19 protein-coding genes are annotated in these 16,376 nt (G+C 75.0%); 7 read left to right on the top strand and 12 right to left on the bottom strand.

Translation table 11 applies throughout. From position 1 onward, the window contains the following. Positions 1-127: 127 nt before the first annotated feature. Together ACIPYS_RS05715 and ACIPYS_RS05720 are read right to left on the bottom strand one after the other, a co-directional pair. On the bottom strand, positions 128-1,303 hold the full coding sequence (locus tag ACIPYS_RS05715) for a PQQ-binding-like beta-propeller repeat protein (protein ID WP_400743542.1): 1,176 nt from the start codon (positions 1,301-1,303) through the stop codon (positions 128-130). A 155-nt stretch (positions 1,304-1,458) separates the two neighbouring features. Then, the gene (locus ACIPYS_RS05720) at positions 1,459-2,259 is read right to left on the bottom strand and encodes a siderophore-interacting protein (protein WP_400743545.1); all 801 of its coding nucleotides are present in this window, start codon (positions 2,257-2,259) and stop codon (positions 1,459-1,461) included. A 424-nt stretch (positions 2,260-2,683) separates the two neighbouring features. Between ACIPYS_RS05720 and ACIPYS_RS05725 the strand changes: the two genes are divergently transcribed. Beyond that, positions 2,684-3,523 carry a TioE family transcriptional regulator gene (locus ACIPYS_RS05725; protein ID WP_400743546.1) on the top strand — a complete coding sequence of 280 codons (840 nt, stop codon included), beginning with the start codon at positions 2,684-2,686 and terminating at the stop codon, positions 3,521-3,523. On the opposite strand, the gene ACIPYS_RS05730 is transcribed toward ACIPYS_RS05725, so the two are convergent. Further along, on the bottom strand, positions 3,424-4,164 hold the full coding sequence (locus tag ACIPYS_RS05730; RefSeq protein WP_231978011.1) for a hypothetical protein: 741 nt from the start codon (positions 4,162-4,164) through the stop codon (positions 3,424-3,426). The two genes, ACIPYS_RS05725 and ACIPYS_RS05730, sit on opposite strands and share 100 nt — an antisense overlap. A gap of 147 nt (positions 4,165-4,311) precedes the next feature. Between ACIPYS_RS05730 and ACIPYS_RS05735 the strand changes: the two genes are divergently transcribed. Then, positions 4,312-5,097 carry an ATP-grasp domain-containing protein gene (locus ACIPYS_RS05735; protein WP_400743548.1) on the top strand — a complete coding sequence of 262 codons (786 nt, stop codon included), beginning with the start codon at positions 4,312-4,314 and terminating at the stop codon, positions 5,095-5,097. A 28-nt stretch (positions 5,098-5,125) separates the two neighbouring features. Here the strand turns inward: ACIPYS_RS05735 and ACIPYS_RS05740 are convergent, their stop codons facing one another. Continuing rightward, positions 5,126-5,668, bottom strand: coding sequence for an MOSC domain-containing protein (locus tag ACIPYS_RS05740; RefSeq protein ID WP_093863283.1), 543 nt, complete (start codon positions 5,666-5,668; stop codon positions 5,126-5,128). Between the two features lie 80 nt (positions 5,669-5,748). Between ACIPYS_RS05740 and ACIPYS_RS05745 the strand changes: the two genes are divergently transcribed. The 3 genes from ACIPYS_RS05745 to ACIPYS_RS05755 all read left to right on the top strand — a co-directional run bounded on the left by ACIPYS_RS05745 (position 5,749) and on the right by ACIPYS_RS05755 (position 7,763). Then, entirely contained in the window at positions 5,749-6,366 is a 618-nt protein-coding gene (locus tag ACIPYS_RS05745; protein WP_400743551.1) for a hypothetical protein, read from the top strand. Positions 6,367-6,571: 205 nt separating this feature from the next. Then, positions 6,572-6,943 carry a hypothetical protein gene (locus tag ACIPYS_RS05750; protein WP_400743554.1) on the top strand — a complete coding sequence of 124 codons (372 nt, stop codon included), beginning with the start codon at positions 6,572-6,574 and terminating at the stop codon, positions 6,941-6,943. A 136-nt stretch (positions 6,944-7,079) separates the two neighbouring features. Next, positions 7,080-7,763 carry a hypothetical protein gene (locus tag ACIPYS_RS05755; protein WP_400743557.1) on the top strand — a complete coding sequence of 228 codons (684 nt, stop codon included), beginning with the start codon at positions 7,080-7,082 and terminating at the stop codon, positions 7,761-7,763. Positions 7,764-7,942: 179 nt separating this feature from the next. Here ACIPYS_RS05755 and ACIPYS_RS05760 read toward each other — a convergent pair whose 3' ends face one another. Beyond that, on the bottom strand, positions 7,943-8,476 hold the full coding sequence (locus tag ACIPYS_RS05760; protein ID WP_400743559.1) for a MarR family winged helix-turn-helix transcriptional regulator: 534 nt from the start codon (positions 8,474-8,476) through the stop codon (positions 7,943-7,945). A gap of 98 nt (positions 8,477-8,574) precedes the next feature. Here ACIPYS_RS05760 and ACIPYS_RS05765 point away from each other — a divergent pair, with 98 nt between their 5' ends. Continuing rightward, entirely contained in the window at positions 8,575-9,453 is an 879-nt protein-coding gene (locus tag ACIPYS_RS05765; RefSeq protein WP_400743562.1) for an NAD-dependent epimerase/dehydratase family protein, read from the top strand. 113 nt (positions 9,454-9,566) lie between these two features. Here the strand turns inward: ACIPYS_RS05765 and ACIPYS_RS05770 are convergent, their stop codons facing one another. The 6 genes from ACIPYS_RS05770 to ACIPYS_RS05795 form a co-directional block, all read right to left on the bottom strand. After that, positions 9,567-10,106, bottom strand: coding sequence for a GNAT family N-acetyltransferase (locus ACIPYS_RS05770; protein WP_093863277.1), 540 nt, complete (start codon positions 10,104-10,106; stop codon positions 9,567-9,569). 65 nt (positions 10,107-10,171) lie between these two features. Continuing rightward, complete coding sequence (locus ACIPYS_RS05775; protein ID WP_093863276.1) at positions 10,172-10,744, bottom strand: hypothetical protein; 573 nt, start codon at positions 10,742-10,744, stop codon at positions 10,172-10,174. 131 nt (positions 10,745-10,875) lie between these two features. Next, positions 10,876-12,285 carry a hypothetical protein gene (locus ACIPYS_RS05780; protein WP_400743566.1) on the bottom strand — a complete coding sequence of 470 codons (1,410 nt, stop codon included), beginning with the start codon at positions 12,283-12,285 and terminating at the stop codon, positions 10,876-10,878. Continuing rightward, complete coding sequence (locus ACIPYS_RS05785; RefSeq protein WP_400743569.1) at positions 12,282-13,091, bottom strand: ATP-binding cassette domain-containing protein; 810 nt, start codon at positions 13,089-13,091, stop codon at positions 12,282-12,284. The genes ACIPYS_RS05780 and ACIPYS_RS05785 overlap by 4 nt, the downstream gene beginning before the upstream one ends. A 56-nt stretch (positions 13,092-13,147) precedes the next feature. After that, positions 13,148-13,969: a zf-HC2 domain-containing protein gene (locus ACIPYS_RS05790; RefSeq protein WP_400743572.1), complete on the bottom strand. Its 822-nt coding sequence runs from the start codon at positions 13,967-13,969 to the stop codon at positions 13,148-13,150. Next, on the bottom strand, positions 13,966-14,469 hold the full coding sequence (locus ACIPYS_RS05795; protein WP_400743989.1) for an RNA polymerase sigma factor: 504 nt from the start codon (positions 14,467-14,469) through the stop codon (positions 13,966-13,968). The genes ACIPYS_RS05790 and ACIPYS_RS05795 overlap by 4 nt, the downstream gene beginning before the upstream one ends. Before the next feature lie 375 nt (positions 14,470-14,844). Here ACIPYS_RS05795 and ACIPYS_RS05800 point away from each other — a divergent pair, with 375 nt between their 5' ends. Then, on the top strand, positions 14,845-15,462 hold the full coding sequence (locus tag ACIPYS_RS05800) for a hypothetical protein (protein WP_400743575.1): 618 nt from the start codon (positions 14,845-14,847) through the stop codon (positions 15,460-15,462). A 112-nt stretch (positions 15,463-15,574) separates the two neighbouring features. On the opposite strand, the gene ACIPYS_RS05805 is transcribed toward ACIPYS_RS05800, so the two are convergent. Further along, positions 15,575-16,189, bottom strand: a complete 615-nt coding sequence (locus ACIPYS_RS05805) for a YdeI family protein (protein ID WP_400743578.1) — start codon at positions 16,187-16,189, stop codon at positions 15,575-15,577. Between the last annotated feature and the right edge of the window lie 187 nt (positions 16,190-16,376).

Below are 16,376 nucleotides of genomic sequence, written 5' to 3' on the forward strand. Positions count from 1 at the left end.
AGGACCGCTGCCGGGCGACCTCACCACCGCACAAGTGGGTCGACCGCATGCGTGCGCTCGACCCCGGGCGGGCGGTGGCCTGCCCCGTGCACGCGCGGGGCAGACCAAGTGCGGGCGGGTCGCGCCGTCAGGCGGCCGGGAGGGTGCCGAGGGCCTGGATGCCGGTGCGGCCGGCCCGGAAGACGGCGGGGCCGACGGCGGCCAGGGCGATCCGGGTGTACTCGGTGTCGGCGGCGAGGCGGTCCGGTTCGTCACGCCAGTGGAGCCGGCCCGTGGCGAGGTCGTGGGCGAAGACGCGGTAGTCGTTCGTCCCGATGTAGACCACGCCGCCCGCCGCTGCCGCCGTGCTCATGCCCCGGCCCAGGCCCCTGGGGACGGTGGCGGTCCAACGGGTGTCGCCCGAAGCCGCGTCCAGGGCGGTCAGATCGCTGCCGCTCAACAGGCACACCGTCCCGTCGGCCACCGCGAGTTCGCCCAGGGCACGGCGCTGCGCGCGCCGCCACAGCGGCCGGCCCGAGGCCGCGTCCAGGGCGTGCACGGTCGACCCTCCCGTCGCGGGGTCGTTGCTCACCGTGTGGAGGAAGCCCCGGTGCGCGGTCGGCGCGAAGTCGACCGGGCCGACCGCGTCCTGCGCCCAGCGCTGCGCACCGCTCTGCGTGTCGAAGGCGAACAGTCCGCCCGTCCGGCCGGGGACGTACACGGTGTCGCCGGCCACGAGCGGCAACGGCGAGACGTTCGCCGGAGTGCTCCAGCGGACCTCGCCGGTGGCCAGGTCGTGACAGCGGAGGGCGTTCCCGTACCCCGTCAGGACGCGGTCGCCGACGACCACGACGCCCTGTTCCGCCGGAAGGTCCCGCCAGTCCGGGACCGGGACCTCCCAACGCACCTGCCCCGACGCCGCGTCGAGGGCCCGGACGCCGGTCGCGGAGTTCACGCAGACCGTGCCGTTCCCGGCGGCGAGCGGCCAGCCGCCCGGGGAGTCGGCGGCGTCGGCGGTGGTCACCGCCCGGCTCCAGCGGACGGTGCCGGTGTGCGGGTCGTGGGCCCGGACGGCGCCGTCGTACCCCGACACGTAGAGGCTCTCGCGCGGCCCCGAGGGAAGGACCATCCGCCCACCGGTGGCGGCCGTGCTCCAGATCCGGGGGCCGCGCACGGGCACCCGGTCCGCCCACCACCGGACGCCGGCCGGGACGGCGAGGGCGCCGAGGCCGCCGACGGTGCTGAGCAGCAATCGGCGGCGGTGGATCGCGGGCCGGGCGCCGACGGGGGTCGCGGGCTCGGCGGGGTGCGGGTCAGGGGTCACGTCGGAGGTCACCTCCGGTAGGACTTCGTGCACCGACCGGACGGTTCCCGTCCGTGCGGAGGTCGGCCCTTTCGGGCAGAGCGCCCGGGGGCCGGGCCCCCCGGGCGCGCGGTGCCGGGCACCGGGCACCCGATGCCGGACACCGGGTGCCGGGGTCAGTCGGCGTCCGACTCCGCCGGTTCGTCGGCGCGCTGGTCCTCGGTGGTGCCGAGGCGCCAGTACCCCATGAAGCAGACGGCGCGCCGGTCGTAGCCGCGCTCGCCGACCAGGTGGCGGCGGAGTTCGCGGACGGCCGCCGCCTCCCCCGCGATCCACGCGTACGGCGTGCCGGAGGGCAGTTCGGCGGCGCGGACGGCGGCGGGCAGGGCGGGGGTGCCCGGCGTGCGCCGGTGCAGCCAGGTGATCGAGGTGCCGGGCCGGTCGGCGGGCAGGTAGTCGTGCTCCGACGGCCCCTCGACCTCGGCGAACACCCGGACCGGCAGGCCGGCGGGCAGTTCGTCGAGGATCGCGGCCACGGCGGGCAGGGTGGACTCGTCCCCCGCCAGCAGCACCCAGTCCGCCCCTTCGGGCAGTCGGAACTCGACGCCGCCGGCCTCCTCGACCGCCGGCCCGCAGACGACCACCCGGTCACCGGGCGCCGCCGTCTCCGCCCAGCGGGAGCCGGGGCCGTGGTCGCCGTTGACGGCGATGTCGATGTCGACCTCGTCGGGGTCGTGGCGCTGCGCGCGGACGGTGTAGGTGCGCAGCACCGGGCGGACGGCCGGGTCCATCGTGCGCCAGTGCTGGTACCAGGCGAAGTCGTCCTCGCCCTCGGGCATCAGGGGTTCGCTCTGTCCGGGGAGCGGCAGCAGGAGCTTCACCCGCTGGTCGAGCCCGCCGTTGACGAATCCGGCGAGGCTGGGGCCGCCCAGGGTGATGCGGGCCATGTGCCGGGTGATCCTGGCGGTCCGGACCACCTCGAGCGGGAAGAGCAGGAATCGCGCGGGGGCGGTGGTGCTGGTCAGGGCCGTCTCCTCTCACCTGAATTTAGGTAAGGCTAACCTATCTGAGAGGCCGTTCGCCCCCGTCCGTCCGCGCGGATTCGGTGGAATGACGCGGCGCCGCCGAGGAGTGCGGAGGCACCGGCGGCGTACAGGAGCGCGCCGCCGGCGCGGCGGGACGGCCGCGCCCCCCGGCGACGAGGAGGTAGTCCTCGCCGCCGACCAGCGCGGCCACGATGCGGTCGGCGCCGTTCCAGCTCATGTCCACCACTCCCCCTCGCCGCTGCACTGCCCTGCCCCGCGCTCACCACCTCAAGCGTATCTTTGATGTGCCCGTTGAAACTTTGCTGCTCTCGGCCCGAGGAATCGGCTGTAAAGTTTCAAAGTGCCATCAGAACCGATGAAGAGACTGCGCCCGGTCGACCTGGGACGCGAGCACGGCCTCTCCGCGCAGGCCGTCCGCAACTACGAGCAGGACGGCTTCCTTCCGGCCGCCGAACGGACGCCCACCGGGTACCGGATCTACACCGGGCTGCACGCGGCGGCGCTGCGCACCTTCCTCGCCCTCGTCCGCGCCTACGGGCACGCGACCGCCGGCGCGGTCATGAACGCCGTCCACGCGGGCCGCACCGACGACGCCCTGACCGCACTCGACCACGGCCATGCCCAACTGCTCCGCGACCGGGAGACGCTCGCCTCGGTCCGCGGGGCGGTCGAGCACCTGGCGGAGGCCGACGGCCCCGCGCCCGGGGACGACGCCGGCGGGAACGGGAGCGGGACCGGGAACAGGAGTGGGACCGCGAGCGGCACCGGCCCGTTCCCGCTCAGCATCGGCGAAGTGGCGCACCGCCTCCGGCTCACCCCGGCCACCCTGCGCACCTGGGAGGCGGCCGGCATCCTGCTCCCCGCCCGCGACCGCGCGACCGGCCACCGCCTCTTCCACCCGGTCGACGTCCGCGACGCACAACTCGCCCACCTGCTGCGGCGCGGCGGCTACCGACTGCCGCACATCGCGGCCGTCGTCGGCCAGATCCGCACCGCGGGCGGCACCGGCGCACTCTCCGCCGCACTGGCCGACTGGCAGGAACGGCTCACCGTCAGGGGCCTGGCCATGCTGAGCGCGGCCGCCCACCTGGACACCTATCTGACGGCGGCCGCCGACCCCGACGGCCGCGCCGGCCCCGGCCGGGCCGACCCCGGCCACGCCTGTCCCGGCGGGCAGTCCGGCCCCGGCAGGTAGGGGGCGAACTGCTCGCCCACCAGCGCCGCCACCGCCGACGCGTCCCGGGTGCCGTCGACCTCGACGACCGGGATCCCCAGGCGGCGGGCGGCGCGGACGGCGTCCTCCGCCACCAGGCGGTCACGGGCGACCCGGTTGGCCTGGGCCCGCGCCGGGTCGCCGACCGCGACACCGAGCGCTCCCGCCCTCGGCAGGCACCGGATCTGGTGCTGCCGGAACTCCTCGGTGGGGACGAGCACGACCATCCGCCGGGGCGAGTCCAGCAGCGGCGCGACCGCCTCCGGGCGCAGACCCCAGCCCTCGGCGATCGCGGGCCGGGCGGTGAACAGCGCGCGCAGGTCGTCCAGCACCCAGGCGAACCGGGCCGGGAACCCTGCCAGGGTCTCGGCCGCCATCTCCTCCGGCGTCCGCTCCACCCACCGCCGGTCGGCGGTCGGCTCCACCACCGGAGCCCCCTCGGCCACTCGTTCCGCGATCCACCGGTCCCGGTGGCCCCGGGCATCGTGGAAGTCGTAGTGGTAGACGGTCAACCCGTGCTCCACCGCCAGGAGTTCGGCAATCGTGCTCTTGCCCGCCCACTGGCCGCCGCCGATCCACAGCATCCGGCGCAGACTGCCGTGCGGGTCCTGGTCGTCCCCCATGGGAACCCTCCCCTCCCGGGCCGGCGCCGACCGCCGCCCAGGCTTCGATTGTCCTGGCGCGGAGCGAAGAATCGCAGGACCGCCCCGGGCGACCGGGCGCAGCCGGGCGGGAAAACCGCTGGCCGGAGCCGCCGCCGGTGGGCCACGATGCGTGCCATGACCCCGCTCCTGCTGCTCGCACCCCGGATCAACGAGACCGGTCTGCACCTGCTCACCCACGCCCGTCGGCGTGGGCTCCGGGCGCACACCGCCGTCCGCTGGGAGGTCCCGGCGGAGCTCGCCGGGCTGCGCCCCGCGCACCTGTACGGCGGGCCGCTGTTCGCCGACGTGGCGGCGGGAGCGCTGGGTGTCGCGCCGCTGGAGCCGCCGGCGGACTGGCTCGCCGGGCTTCCGCATGAGCTGACGGCCCGTCAGGTGACCTGCGTCGCGCTGGCCGAGGCCCGCCGGCTGCGTCGGCCCGCCTTCCTCAAGCCGCCCACCGACAAGCTGTTCGCCGCCCGGGTGTACCCCGACGGCAGCGGACTGCCCGGCCCGGACGCCCTGGACGACGACACCCCGGTGCTGGTCAGCGACATCGTCGCGTTCGCGGTCGAGTACCGCCTGTTCGTCCTGGACGGCGCGGTGCGGGCGGCGAGCCGGTACGCCGCGGACGGCGGGCTCGCGGTGTCGCCGGAGGTTCCGCCGGACGCGCTCGCGTTCGCGGCGGACGTGCTGGCGGCGGGCGGTCTGCCGAGCGCCGTCGTGGTCGACGTCGGCCGCCTCGCCGACGGCACCTGGGCGGTCGTGGAGGCCAACCCGGCCTGGGCCAGCGGTGGTTACGCCTGCGACCCGGAGGCGGTGCTGGACGTGGTGCTGCGCGCCGCCGGTCCGGCGGACGCACTGGCGCCCGGCGACGCCGCGTTCGCCCGGGCGGCGCCGGAGGTCGTCCGCTGAGCAGTGCTCCTCGGCCGTCCGGGGAGCCTCAGACGCGGTCGAGCGGGCGGTGCGGCGGGGGCGGCAGTTCGGCCTCGACCGTGTCACCGGGGTGGATCGTGCCGCCCGCGCGGACCACGCCCATGATCCCGGCCCTGCGGACGATGTTGCCCTCCTCGTCGCGGCCCACGACCTGCTTCAGCAGGCCGTCCCGGAACGCGTCGATCTGCAGGCACGGGTTGCGCAGCCCGGTGACCTCGACCACCGCATCGGCGCCGATCCGCAGCAGGGCGCCGACCGGCAGGCCGAGCAGGTCGATCCCGCACGTGGTGACGTTCTCGCCCAGCTCGCCGGGCGCCACCGCGAACCCCTGCTCGGCCACCTCGGCGAACAACTCCTCGTGGATGAGGTGGACTTGCCGAAGATTCGGCTGCGTAGGGTCCTGCGCGACGCGGGAGCGGTGCTTGACGGTCACCCCCGCGTGCACGTCGCCCGCCACGCCGTGCCCGGCGACCAGGGTGATGCTCGCCCGGTTCGGCTTGGTGAAGGTGTACTCGCCGCTGCTGCTGACCGCCGTGACCGTTCCGCTCATCCGTGCGCTTCCTCCTGTGCGGGACCAAGATCCCCACCTACCCTAGACCTGCCCGTCGACAGTCCGGAGGTGCGGGGTTGATGGCCGGTTCCACCGAGAGGCCGCAGGACGGCGCCGCGCGTTCGGTCGAGGCGCGGCTGCGGGCCGCGCTCGACAGCGGCGACCACGACGAGCTGCGCGCCCTGTACGAGCGGTTGGGACGCCCCCGGGTGGAGGTTCCCGGGCTGGCTGAGGAAGTCCGGACGGCCGTCGTGCACGCCTACGCACCGGTCTGCGGCCCGTACACCGACCCGCGCTGGCGGGCGGAGGCGCTGTGCACCGAGCCGCCCGCCCCCGTCGACTCCGCCGAACGGCTCGGCCGGGCCCGGGCGGCGCTCGCCGCCCTCGGGGTGAACCCGTGGGAACCGATGCCCTGCGGGCTCTACTACGACAACGGCTACGGCAACTTCGACGTGATCCTCCACGACAACGAGCTCGACGACCCCGACCACCCGGGCGAGCTGTTCGTCTCGCAGCTCGGACTGTTCGTGAACGGCGACGAGTGGGACGACCGCTACCGGACGGCCCTCACCGAGGCCGGATTCCACTGGGTGGACGAACGGGCCGGCGGAGTGACGGTCACCGGTCTGCAGGTCCGCTACTTCGGCGAGTGGCAGGAACTCTGCGTCGACCACCTGCTGTTCCAGTGGCAGGGCTAGGGGTTGTCTGACAATTCCCGCCGCGCGCACGACGCCGGGCATCCTCCCCCAGCCTTCGGCCGGGAGGTACCCCCACCTGGACGCACTGCCGAATCGTCCAAGTACGTCCAGTACTTCGACGCCCGCCACGGGGGCGATCGGGGTCGTCCTGTCCTGAGTACCCGTACTCAGGACAGGACCGGAGATCCGGGAACACGATGGTCGGATGCAGAAGCCGGTCGTCGACCTTCTCACAGCCCTTCCCGTGGCCGCAGTCGAGGCGGGACTGATCCTTCTGGCGTGCCTCCTGCCCGCGCTCGAGCGGTGGGGAGCGCGGGAACCACGGAAGCCCTGGCCGAACAGGGCTTTCACCAGTGGGCTGGTGGGTGCCGCGCTCCTTCCCGACGTGGGTGCCTACGCATCCTTCCGCGCGCATCTCCCGATCACCACAGTGACCCAGTGCCTGACGGCCCTACTGCCGAACCTCGTCCTCGCCGTCGGCATCGTGATGAGCCTCAAGGACAGGATTCTGCGCATTCGCCGCGATCGCCGGGACGGCTCCCGGAAAGCGATGCGCAAGTCGATGTCCGGTTCGTAACCGGGTTGAGTGAGGTTGGCGGGTCGGGCGTCCACGCAAGGGGCAGGGGCCGGTGGGCGGCGGTGACGGCTGCCGGTTCGGTCCGCTCGTGTCGGAGGCCTTGTCGGCCGAACCTCCGAGGGGCACGCTGTGTGCCATGGGGGGTACGTGGGGGCGCCGGGCTCGTCCCGCTCTGCAGGCCCTGGGGCGGTTCGTGATCGCGGCCGTGGCTCCGGTCGCCGCTGTGGTGGCCGGCTCGTGGGTGACGGCCGCGGTCTTCCGGTACACCGCCGACGAACTGTTCTATCTGGCCATGACGGTCATCGGAGTGGCCGCCCTGGTGGTCCACGGCGCAGTCCTCTCCTACGGCTCCGATCGGGAGTCCGTCCCACGGGGCGTCATGGCGGCCGCCGGGACCGCTGTGCTGCTGGGAGCGTCCGTCTACGGCGTGGTCACCCCTGGCTGGACCGACGTGCAGGTGAGGCACGAGCGCGGGGTGGCGGTCACCGGCGTCGTGGAGCGGCAGTGGAGCAAGGGCGACGACAGCGGTGGTCCCCTGCCCGGCCGCAGCTACTACCTCACCGCCCGCGCACCCGACGGGACCCGCTGGACCCTGGAGACCGACCCCCGCGACAAACGCCTCGAGGTCGGCCGCCCGGTGCTCTTCACCTACGACCCCCGCCACGAGGTCCGCCCCGCCTTCGGCCCCGTCCCCGACGCACCGCCCTGGACCGTACGAACGGCCGCCCTCTACCTGCTCTGCGCCGGATCCCTCACCGCCGCGACCGCCTGCGCACTCCCCGCGTCCCGCAGCCCGAAGCAACAGCCCCGGAGCACCTGACCGCCGATCGAGCCCAGCTGCCGATCGGCCACTGGCGTCGTAGTGCCGGAGCGCGGTCACCGAGAGGCCGCTGGCCTGCGAGAACTGCCCGATCGGCAGCAGGTTTCTCCTGTCCACGGCCCCGACTATGCCGTCTCGTGCCACCCGAGAGTCAAGGCCCCCCGGGGCCGTCCCCGCGTTCAGTGCGGATCGTCGGCGTGGTCGCCGAGGGTGAGGAGGACACGGCGGAGCAGGTCGGTGAGCTGCTCGCGTTCGGCGGTGGTGAGGCCGGCGAGCTGGCGCTCCTCGCCGGCGAGGTGGTGCTCGACGAGGCGGTCGGTGAGGTCGCGGCCGGTGTCGGTCAGGGAGATCAGGACCCGGCGGCGGTGGGCGGGGTCGACGGCCCGGTCCACCAGGCCTTTCTCGACGAGGTGGTCGATGCGGTTGGTGAGCGCGGCGGAGCTGACCATCGCGGCGGCGCTGAGTTCGCCGGCGGTGAGGACGTTCGGCGGGCCGGAGCGGAGCAGGGTGGCCAGGACGTCGAACTCCCAGGGCTCCACGCCGTGGGCGGCGAGGTTCTCCTTGATGCCGCGTTCCAGCAGCCGGGAGGCGCGGGAGAGGCGGCCGATCACGGCCATGGGCGAGGTGTCGAGGTCGGGGCGGACCGCGTGCCACTGGGCGGTGATGCGGTCGACACCGTCGTACTGCGGCTGCTGTTCCGTCGCGTCCGTCATGCGTCGGAGTCTAACATTTCGACATGGAAGTGTTTGACATCGCGGATCAAGGCCCCCTATAGTTTCGACATCGAAATGTTCGACACAGGGGGATTGTCATGAAGGTCCTGCTCACGGGTGCCACGGGCTACATCGGCTCCGCCCTCACCGAGCACCTCACCGCCGCCGGCCACCAGGTCGTCGCGCTCACCCGCGGCGCCGAGCCGCAGCCCGGCCGCGGCTGGCACGCCCAGCTGGTCGGCGACACCGCCGACCCGGCCTCGCTGGCCGGGGCGGTGACCCCCGACATCGAGGCCGTGATCCACCTCGCCCCGCCGAGCGGCGACGCCGAGGTCGACACCGCCGTCGTCGAGGCGCTCGCCGCCCCGCTGCGCGGCACCGGCCGCCCGTTCGTCTACACCAGCGGCGTCTGGGTGCTCGGCGCCACCGGGCAGGCCCAGGAGGTCGGCGAGGAGGCCCCGGTCGACCCGATCGACATCGTCGGCCACCGCCCCCGGATCGAGCGGCGGGTGCTCGACGAGGCCGCCGAGGGCGTGCGCGCGGTCGTCGTCCGGCCCGGCATCGTGTACGGGCGCGGCGGCGGCATCCCCGCGATCCTGGTCGACCGGGCCCGCACCCAGGGGACGCCCGAGTACTACGGCGAGGAGGGCGTGCGCTGGCCGACCGTGCACGTCGACGACCTGGCCGAGCTGTTCCTCGCGGCGGTCGAGCGGGCCGGGGCCGGGACCGTCTGGCACGGCGTGGGCGAGTCGGCCGTCCCGGTGCGGGAGATCGCCCGGGCCGCCGGCCGGGCGGCCGGTGCGGCCGGCGACCCGAAGGCCGTGCCGGTCGCGCAGGCCGCCGAGGTGTTCGGCCCGCTGTTCGCGGACGCGCTCGCCCTCGACCAGAGCGTCGGCGGCGCCGCCGCCCGCACCGCGCTCGGCTGGAAGCCGGACCGGCCGGGCGTGGTGGCCGAGCTGGAGTCGGGCTCGTACTGACGGTTCATACGGACGGTTCAGACGGACGACTCCTCCTGACGGCGCCGCGGGGACGCGCCGTCACGGCCCGCCGGTCACCCGACCGGCGGGCCGGTGAGGCTGCGGCAGGCGGGTCAGGACGTGACCGGCCGGGCCAGCCGGAAGAGGACATTGGGGCGCAGCGGCCCCTCGGGCGCGTCGAGGTCGTCGAAGTCACACGCCGGGTCGCGGGTCATGCCGAGCCGGGTCATCACCGCCTGGGAGCGGAGGTTGGTCGCGGTGGTGACGGCGAGGATCTCCGGGAGCTCCAGGGTGTCGAAGCCGAAGGCGAGGACGGCACGGGCGGCCTCGGTGGCGTAGCCGTGGCCCCAGGCGGAACGGGCGAGCCGCCAGCCGATCTCCACACCGGTGAACGGCGCCTCGTAGTCGACGTCGTCCAGTCCGGCGAATCCGACGAACTCGTCGGTCTCCCGGACCTCGACCGCCCACCAGCCGTAACCGCGCCGGTCGATGGCGGCCTCGAAGCGCGCCACGGACTCGTCGCTGCGCGCCCGGCTGAGCGGCTCGCCCAGGTGCTGCCGGACCTCGGGGTCGGCGTTCATCGCCGCCCAGGGTTCGAGGTCGGACTCCCGCCAGCGGCGGATCAGGAGACGGTCGGTGTGCAGATCGGTCATGACGCCCACCCAATGTGATCCTCGGCCGGACGGCAAGCACGTTTCGGCCCGCCGTCGACACCGGATCAGCGCCTCGGCCCGCCCAGCGCGTACACGGCGGTGCCGACGGCGGCCGCCACCAGCGCGGCCCAGGTGGCGACGGGCGTGCCGGGCGGCAGCAGCGGCCAGGTCAGCACCTGGGCGAGGGTCCCCGGCCCGGGCGGGAGGACGAAGGCGAGCGCGAGCCACGCGAACGGCGGCAGCCACGCGCAGGAGCGGCCGCACCAGGCCGCGCCGAGCGCGGCCAGCCCGGTCAGCCCGGCGCTGTCCCGGGCCACGAGGGCGAGGTCGGTCGACAGGCCGGTGCCCGCCCGCGTCGCCAGCAGCACCACCGCCGCGAGCACCGCGCCGCCGAGCAGGTGCGCGGCCCGGCGGGGCGGCCAGCGGACCGCGGCCGTGCGGTCCAGCCCGAGGTCCGGCCCGGCGAGGCCGACGGCCAACGCCGTCGCCCCGGCCACGAGGACCACTACGGACAGCCGCGGGTCGTCCGCCCCGCCGACGGCCCGGGCCAGGGCGGACACCGCCAGGGCCCCGGCCAGCAGGGCGGCGAGCGCGGCCGGCACCTGCCGCGAGCGCGCGTACAGCGTCAGCCACCTCATCGCGTCAACCACCTCATCGCGTCAACCACCCCATCGGATCAGCCACTTCATCGGATCAGCCACTTCATCGCTTCGGCACCGCATCAGGTCGGCCACCTCATCGGGTCGGCCACCTCATCGGGTCGGCCACCTCATCGGGTCGGCACCCCCGTCAGGGCGGCGAGCGGGTCGCCCGTGCAGCCGACCGCGGCCTCGTGCAGGGCGAGCATCCGGCGCCGCTGCTCCGCCTCCGGCAGGGCACGGAAGCGCTCCCAGACGGGGGCGGCCAGCTCCAGTTGGTCGCCGGGCCGGTGCATGGTGCCGTCGAGCGGACGGAGGTCCCCGAACACCCAGGCCGCGGCGACACTCTGGGCGGCGGCGTCGTCCACGGTGCCGCTCTCGACGGCGCTGCGCGGCCGGCAGACCGGCGCGATGCCCTGCGCGACCAGGGCCCTGGTCAGCTGCCCGTCGACGGCGTCGCCGATCACCGGATCGTCGAAGTCCAGCAGCACCGAGTCCGCCATCCGCTCCGGCGGGTCGCCGAGGCCGCGCGGCTCCCTGGCCTCGGCGATCGTGGTGGGAGCGCGGTCGCCGAGCGCGTCCCGCAGCAGCCGCAGGGCCTCCCGGCCGGTACCGGCCAGCTCGTCGAGCCGCGACTGCCGCAACGCCGTCACGCACACCGGCCCGTCGCACACCAGGTCGGCCGCGGCCCGGTCGACCACGTAGGTGTCCCGGGGAGCGGCCGGGAACACGGCCAGGGCCAGCGCACAGCCCGCCAGCAGCGGGGCGAGGGCGAGCAGCCGGGCGCGGCGGGTGGCGGCGGCGAGCAGCGCCAGGCCGGTCACCGCCATGCCGAGCAGCCACAGGGCCTGCCCGAGATGGACGGGGGCGGCGACGGTGAGCAGCGTGTCGCGGACGGGCGCCGTGACCGGGGAGAGCAGCGAGAGCCGGTTGGGCACGGCGGAGGTCGGGATCGCCGCGTCCGTGGTCGGCCGGAGCACGCTGGTGAGCAGGAACCCGCCGACGGCCAGCACCGGCGGGGTGAGCACGGAGGGCAGGGCCCGGGCGACGCCCATGCCCAGCACCGACCCGGCGGCGAGCGCGAGCGCCCCGACCAGCGAGATCGGCAGCCAGCCCGCCGAGCTGAACCGAGTGTCGCCGGTGAGCACCCGTACCCCGCCCACGAGCAGCAGCAGCCCGTACCCGGTCACGAGCGCGAGGACGATCGGGCCGGCCTGGGCGAGCGCCCGTTGCCGGGCCGGCCTCGGGGTTCCGGCGAGCAGTTCGGCGGTCCGCGAGCGGTGGTCGCGCAGCCCCTGGAGCGCGCCGAGCCCCAGGGCCAGCGGCCACAGGAACACCAGCAGGTGACGGGTCCACAGCGCCATCGAGGTCCACTGCGCCGTCCACCGGGTGGTGCCCGAGGCCCACGGCCCGGGGACGAGGGAGAGGAACGCGAGCGCGGCCGTCAGGACCGCCGCACCGGCCCAGGGGGCGACGGAGCGGCGCAGTTCGGTGCGCAGGAGTCGGCGGGCCGACCGGGCGGGGAGGTTCACCGGGCTCACCAGGCACCTCGCGTCCGTCGCGCCGGATCGACCAGCAGGGCCGAGTAGCCGCGTTCCAGTGGACTGTCCCCCTCGTGCTCGGGCCCGCCCGCCGCGGCCAGCGCGTCCGGGGTGCCGTGGAAGACCAGCCGGCCCTCGGCGAGCAGCAGCACGTCGGTGCACGCGGCCGCGACGTCCTCCACCAGGTGGGTGGAGACCACCACGCAGGCCTCCGTGCCCAGTTCCTGGAGCAGTTCGCGCAACCGCAGCCGCTGCGCCGGGTCCAGGCCGACGGTCGGTTCGTCCAGCAGCAGGACCGCCGGGTCGTTGACGATCGCCTGGGCGATGCCCGCCCGCCGCACCATGCCGCCGGACAGGGCCTTCATCCGGTCGTCGGCGCGGTCGGCGAGGCCGACCCGCTCCACGGCGCGCTGGGTGGCGGCCGGGATCTCCGCCGACGGGACCTCCTTCAGCCAGGCCATGTACTCGACGAACTCGCGGACGGTGAACCGCTTGTAGTAGCCGAACTCCTGCGGCAGGTAGCCGATCCGGCGGCGCAGCGCGCGGTACTCGCCCGGCCCGCGGACGGTCTCGCCGAGCAGTTCCAGCTCGCCGCCGGCGGGGCGCAGCACGGTGGCCAGGGCCCGGACGAGGGTGGTCTTGCCCGCCCCGTTGGGGCCGAGCAGACCGTGCACACCGGTGCCGAGGGACAGGTCGAGCCCGTCGACGGCGAGGCGTCTGCGGCCGGCCCGGACCCGGAGTCCGGTCGCCCGGATCTCGTGGGCGTAGGTGGTGGGGGCCAGTTCGGCCCTGGTGACGGCACGCATGGTGCGCGTCCTCCTGTCTGTACGAGGCGGTGGGGTGGGGGGTGACGTGGGACGGGTCAGCCGTGCTCGCCCGGCGCCGTCCAGGCGCCGCGCCGGGCGGCCAGCACCGCCACGCCGAGTGCGAGCACCGGGCCCCAGACCGGCAGGCCGTCCGCCCCCAGCACGGCGGCGGTCCGGCCGGCGGCCAGGGTCGGCGCCACCACCACCGCGAGCCAGCCGACGGCCACCACGAGGGCGGCCCGGGTCACCCCGACCAGGGCGCCGAGCGCCAGCGTCGTCGAGGTGAACGCCAGGCAGGGCAGCAGCCACTGCGCCGCCGTCACGCCCGTCGCCCAGCCGCCCAGCAGCAGCGCGGGCAGCACCACGGCGAGCACGGCGGCGGTGCGCCGCAGCAGCAGCGGCAGTCCGGCGCGCGGGGTGGCGGCGGTCAGCTCGTACGCCGGGTCGAGGCCGCGCGACCAGGCGGCCGCGACCCCGCCGACCGGCAGCACGGGGGCCAGTACCAGCAGCAGGGAGACCCGGTCCGGCCCCGGCTCCGGGTTCACCCGGTCCAGCAGCAGCGCGAGCGCGGTGACGACCAGCACCATGGCCAGCCACGGCGCCATGGCGGGCGTCGTCCAGGTGGCCAGCCGGGCCGCGAGGCGGCGCGGGGGTGCGGGGGCGGCCACGGCCAGCTGCGGTTCCAGCTCCGACCAGACGGCGGCGGTGAGCGCCGCAACGGCGGGCACCGCGGTGCCGACGGCGGCCGACAGCCGGTCCCGGCAGGCCGGGCAGGTCTCGAGATGGGCTTCGACGGCCCACAGCTCGTCGGCGGCGAGGGGGGCGCCGTCGCCCACGTAGCCGACGAGCAGCCGGTCCGAGGGGTGTTCGACGGTCATGCCAGTGCCTCCCGCATCGCGGTCCGGGCCCGGCGGGCACGGGTCTTGACCGTGCCCTCGGGCAGTCCGAGGACGACGGCCGTCTCCCGGACGGACAGTCCGTCGAGCACCATGGCCCGCAGCACGTCCCTGAGTTCGGGCGCGAGGCGGCCCAGCGCGTCCCCGACGTCGCCGCCGACGGTGGCGAGCAGCGCCTCGTCCTCGGCGGCGGGCGCCACCGGGTGCGGGGCGGCGGCCAAGGGCGGCTCGGCGTGGTGGGCCCGGCGCCGGAACGCGTCGACCAGGCGGCGGGCCGCGATCGTCCACAGCCAGCCGACGGCCGAGCCGCCTTCGACGCTCCCGGTGAAGGAGCCCGCCGCCCGCCATACCGCGAGATAGGTCTCCTGCATCACCTCGGCGACCATCTGCTCGTCGGCGCAGCGCCGCCGCAGCCGCACCGCCAGCCACGGCGACGTGCGCCGGTACAGCTCCTCGAAGGCGACCCGGTCCCCCCGGGCCACCCGTCGGAGCAGCTGCTCCTCGTCCAGTTCCTGCGGCGGTGCTGCCGCTCTTGCGCGTCTCACACCTGGTAGACGGGCGGCCGGGCCTGCGGGTTTTCCTTTCGGAGTGATACCGGTCACACGGGGGGAGTGGGAAGTCGGCGACACCGACTTCCCACTCCTCCGGACCCCGACCGGCCTGCGGGCCGAGGTGGGTGGCGCCGGTCCCGGCCGGGAAGGCACGAGGCCTGCCGAGGAGGAGGAGGAGGGGGAGGAGAAGCGTTCGCCCGGACCGGTGCCGTCCGCCGGCTCTCCGGGCGGCACAGCTCACGGACGCGCAGGCTGTCGGTCCGGGGGCAGACGAAACCTGTTGACGCGGTGGGCAGAATGCCTGCCATGGGGACAGACATCACCGGCTACCTCGAATACCGGGCGCCGCAGGACGATCAGGAGCCCGTCTGGCACGCCTCGCACGACCTCCACTCCCTCAGCGTGGGTCGCGACTACGACGCGTTCGGCTGCCTCTTCGGGGTCCGCAACTACGCGAACTTCCGCCCCTTGGCGGCGGGCCGGGGCCTGCCCGCCGACGCTTCGGCCGGGGTGAGCGCACGGTTCGCGCAACTGACCGAGTGGTACGGCGAGAGTGGCTTCCACGGCACCACGTGGATCACGTGGGCCGAGGTGAAGGCGGTCGACTGGGACGAACCCGCGGAGAAGCCCGACGCCAGGCTCCACGAATTCCGCCGGACCCCGGAGGGGCTCGCACTCACCGGCAAATCCGGCTTCAGCCCGTCCTTGGCCGAGGCCGTGGGGCTACGGCCGGGCGAGGTCCGGGAGTGGCCCGAGGGAAGTGAGTGGCTCGTCGGGGACATCCTCTACAGATCCGTCACCGTCCGCCGGAGGGACGCCATCAGCGAGACCGGCCAGTGGCAACCCGCCTGGGACGCCATGACGGAACTCGCCGCACGGTACGGTGACGACAACGTGCGGCTCGTCGTGTGGTTCGACGACTGAGCAGGCTGCCGCGGTGGCGCCACGACGCGACGACGACGGTGGCACGTAGGCGGTGACGGCCTTCCCGCACCGCGCGGCCGGACCGACCCGCAGCGGACGCACCGTCGCCCGGTCACGCCGTCGGGGAGCCCTCCGGCCTGGCCCGCTGCGGGTGGAACGTCTCGTGCCGGGCCAGCATCGCCACGCACTCGGCGATCTTCCGGGTGCGTGTCCCGGCCTGCTTGACGGCGTCGACCCGGTTGATGAGGGCGAACCGGTTGGTCCTGGTGAGCACCTCGAACATCGCCTGCGCCGCCGGGTCGGCGGCGATCGCGGCCAGCAGGTCGGCCGGCACCTCCGCCTCCGACGACGGCGCGTAGGCGGCCGCCCACCTCCCGTCGGCCTTCGCGGCGTCCACCGCGGCGCGGCCGGCAGGCAGCATCAGACCGGCCGCCTCCAACCGGGCCACGTTGGCGACGTTGCGCCGGGACCAGACGCTGCGGGCCCGGCGCGGGGTGAAGCGCCTCCAGGAACTCTCCTCGTCGCGCTTGCGGGCCTGCCCGTCGATCCAGCCGAAGCACAGTGCCTCGTCGACCGCCTGCTGCCAGGTCAGCGCGGTGACGCGGCCGCCCTTCCTGGTCAGAGCGAGCCAGACGCCGGGAGAGGCCGTGTGGTTGTCCAGCAGCCACGCGCGCAGCGCAGCGCCGTCAGCAACGATCAATTCATCCAGCTCGGTTCCGGTCACCACCGCAGGTTAGTGCCGCGACCCGGCCGCTGCGGCCTGCCAGGGCGACGCGTCGAGGCCGGACGGCTGTTCCTCCGTGCCGCCACAGGCCGGCCACGACTGCGGCAGGGCAGGGAGTGGGAAGTCGCCGACACCGACTTCCCACTCCCTGCCCTGCCCTGCGGATCATGCGACTGCTGCGTGACCGCCG

Source organism: Kitasatospora sp. NPDC089913 (assembly GCF_044748625.1).
Taxonomy (GTDB): domain Bacteria; phylum Actinomycetota; class Actinomycetes; order Streptomycetales; family Streptomycetaceae; genus Kitasatospora.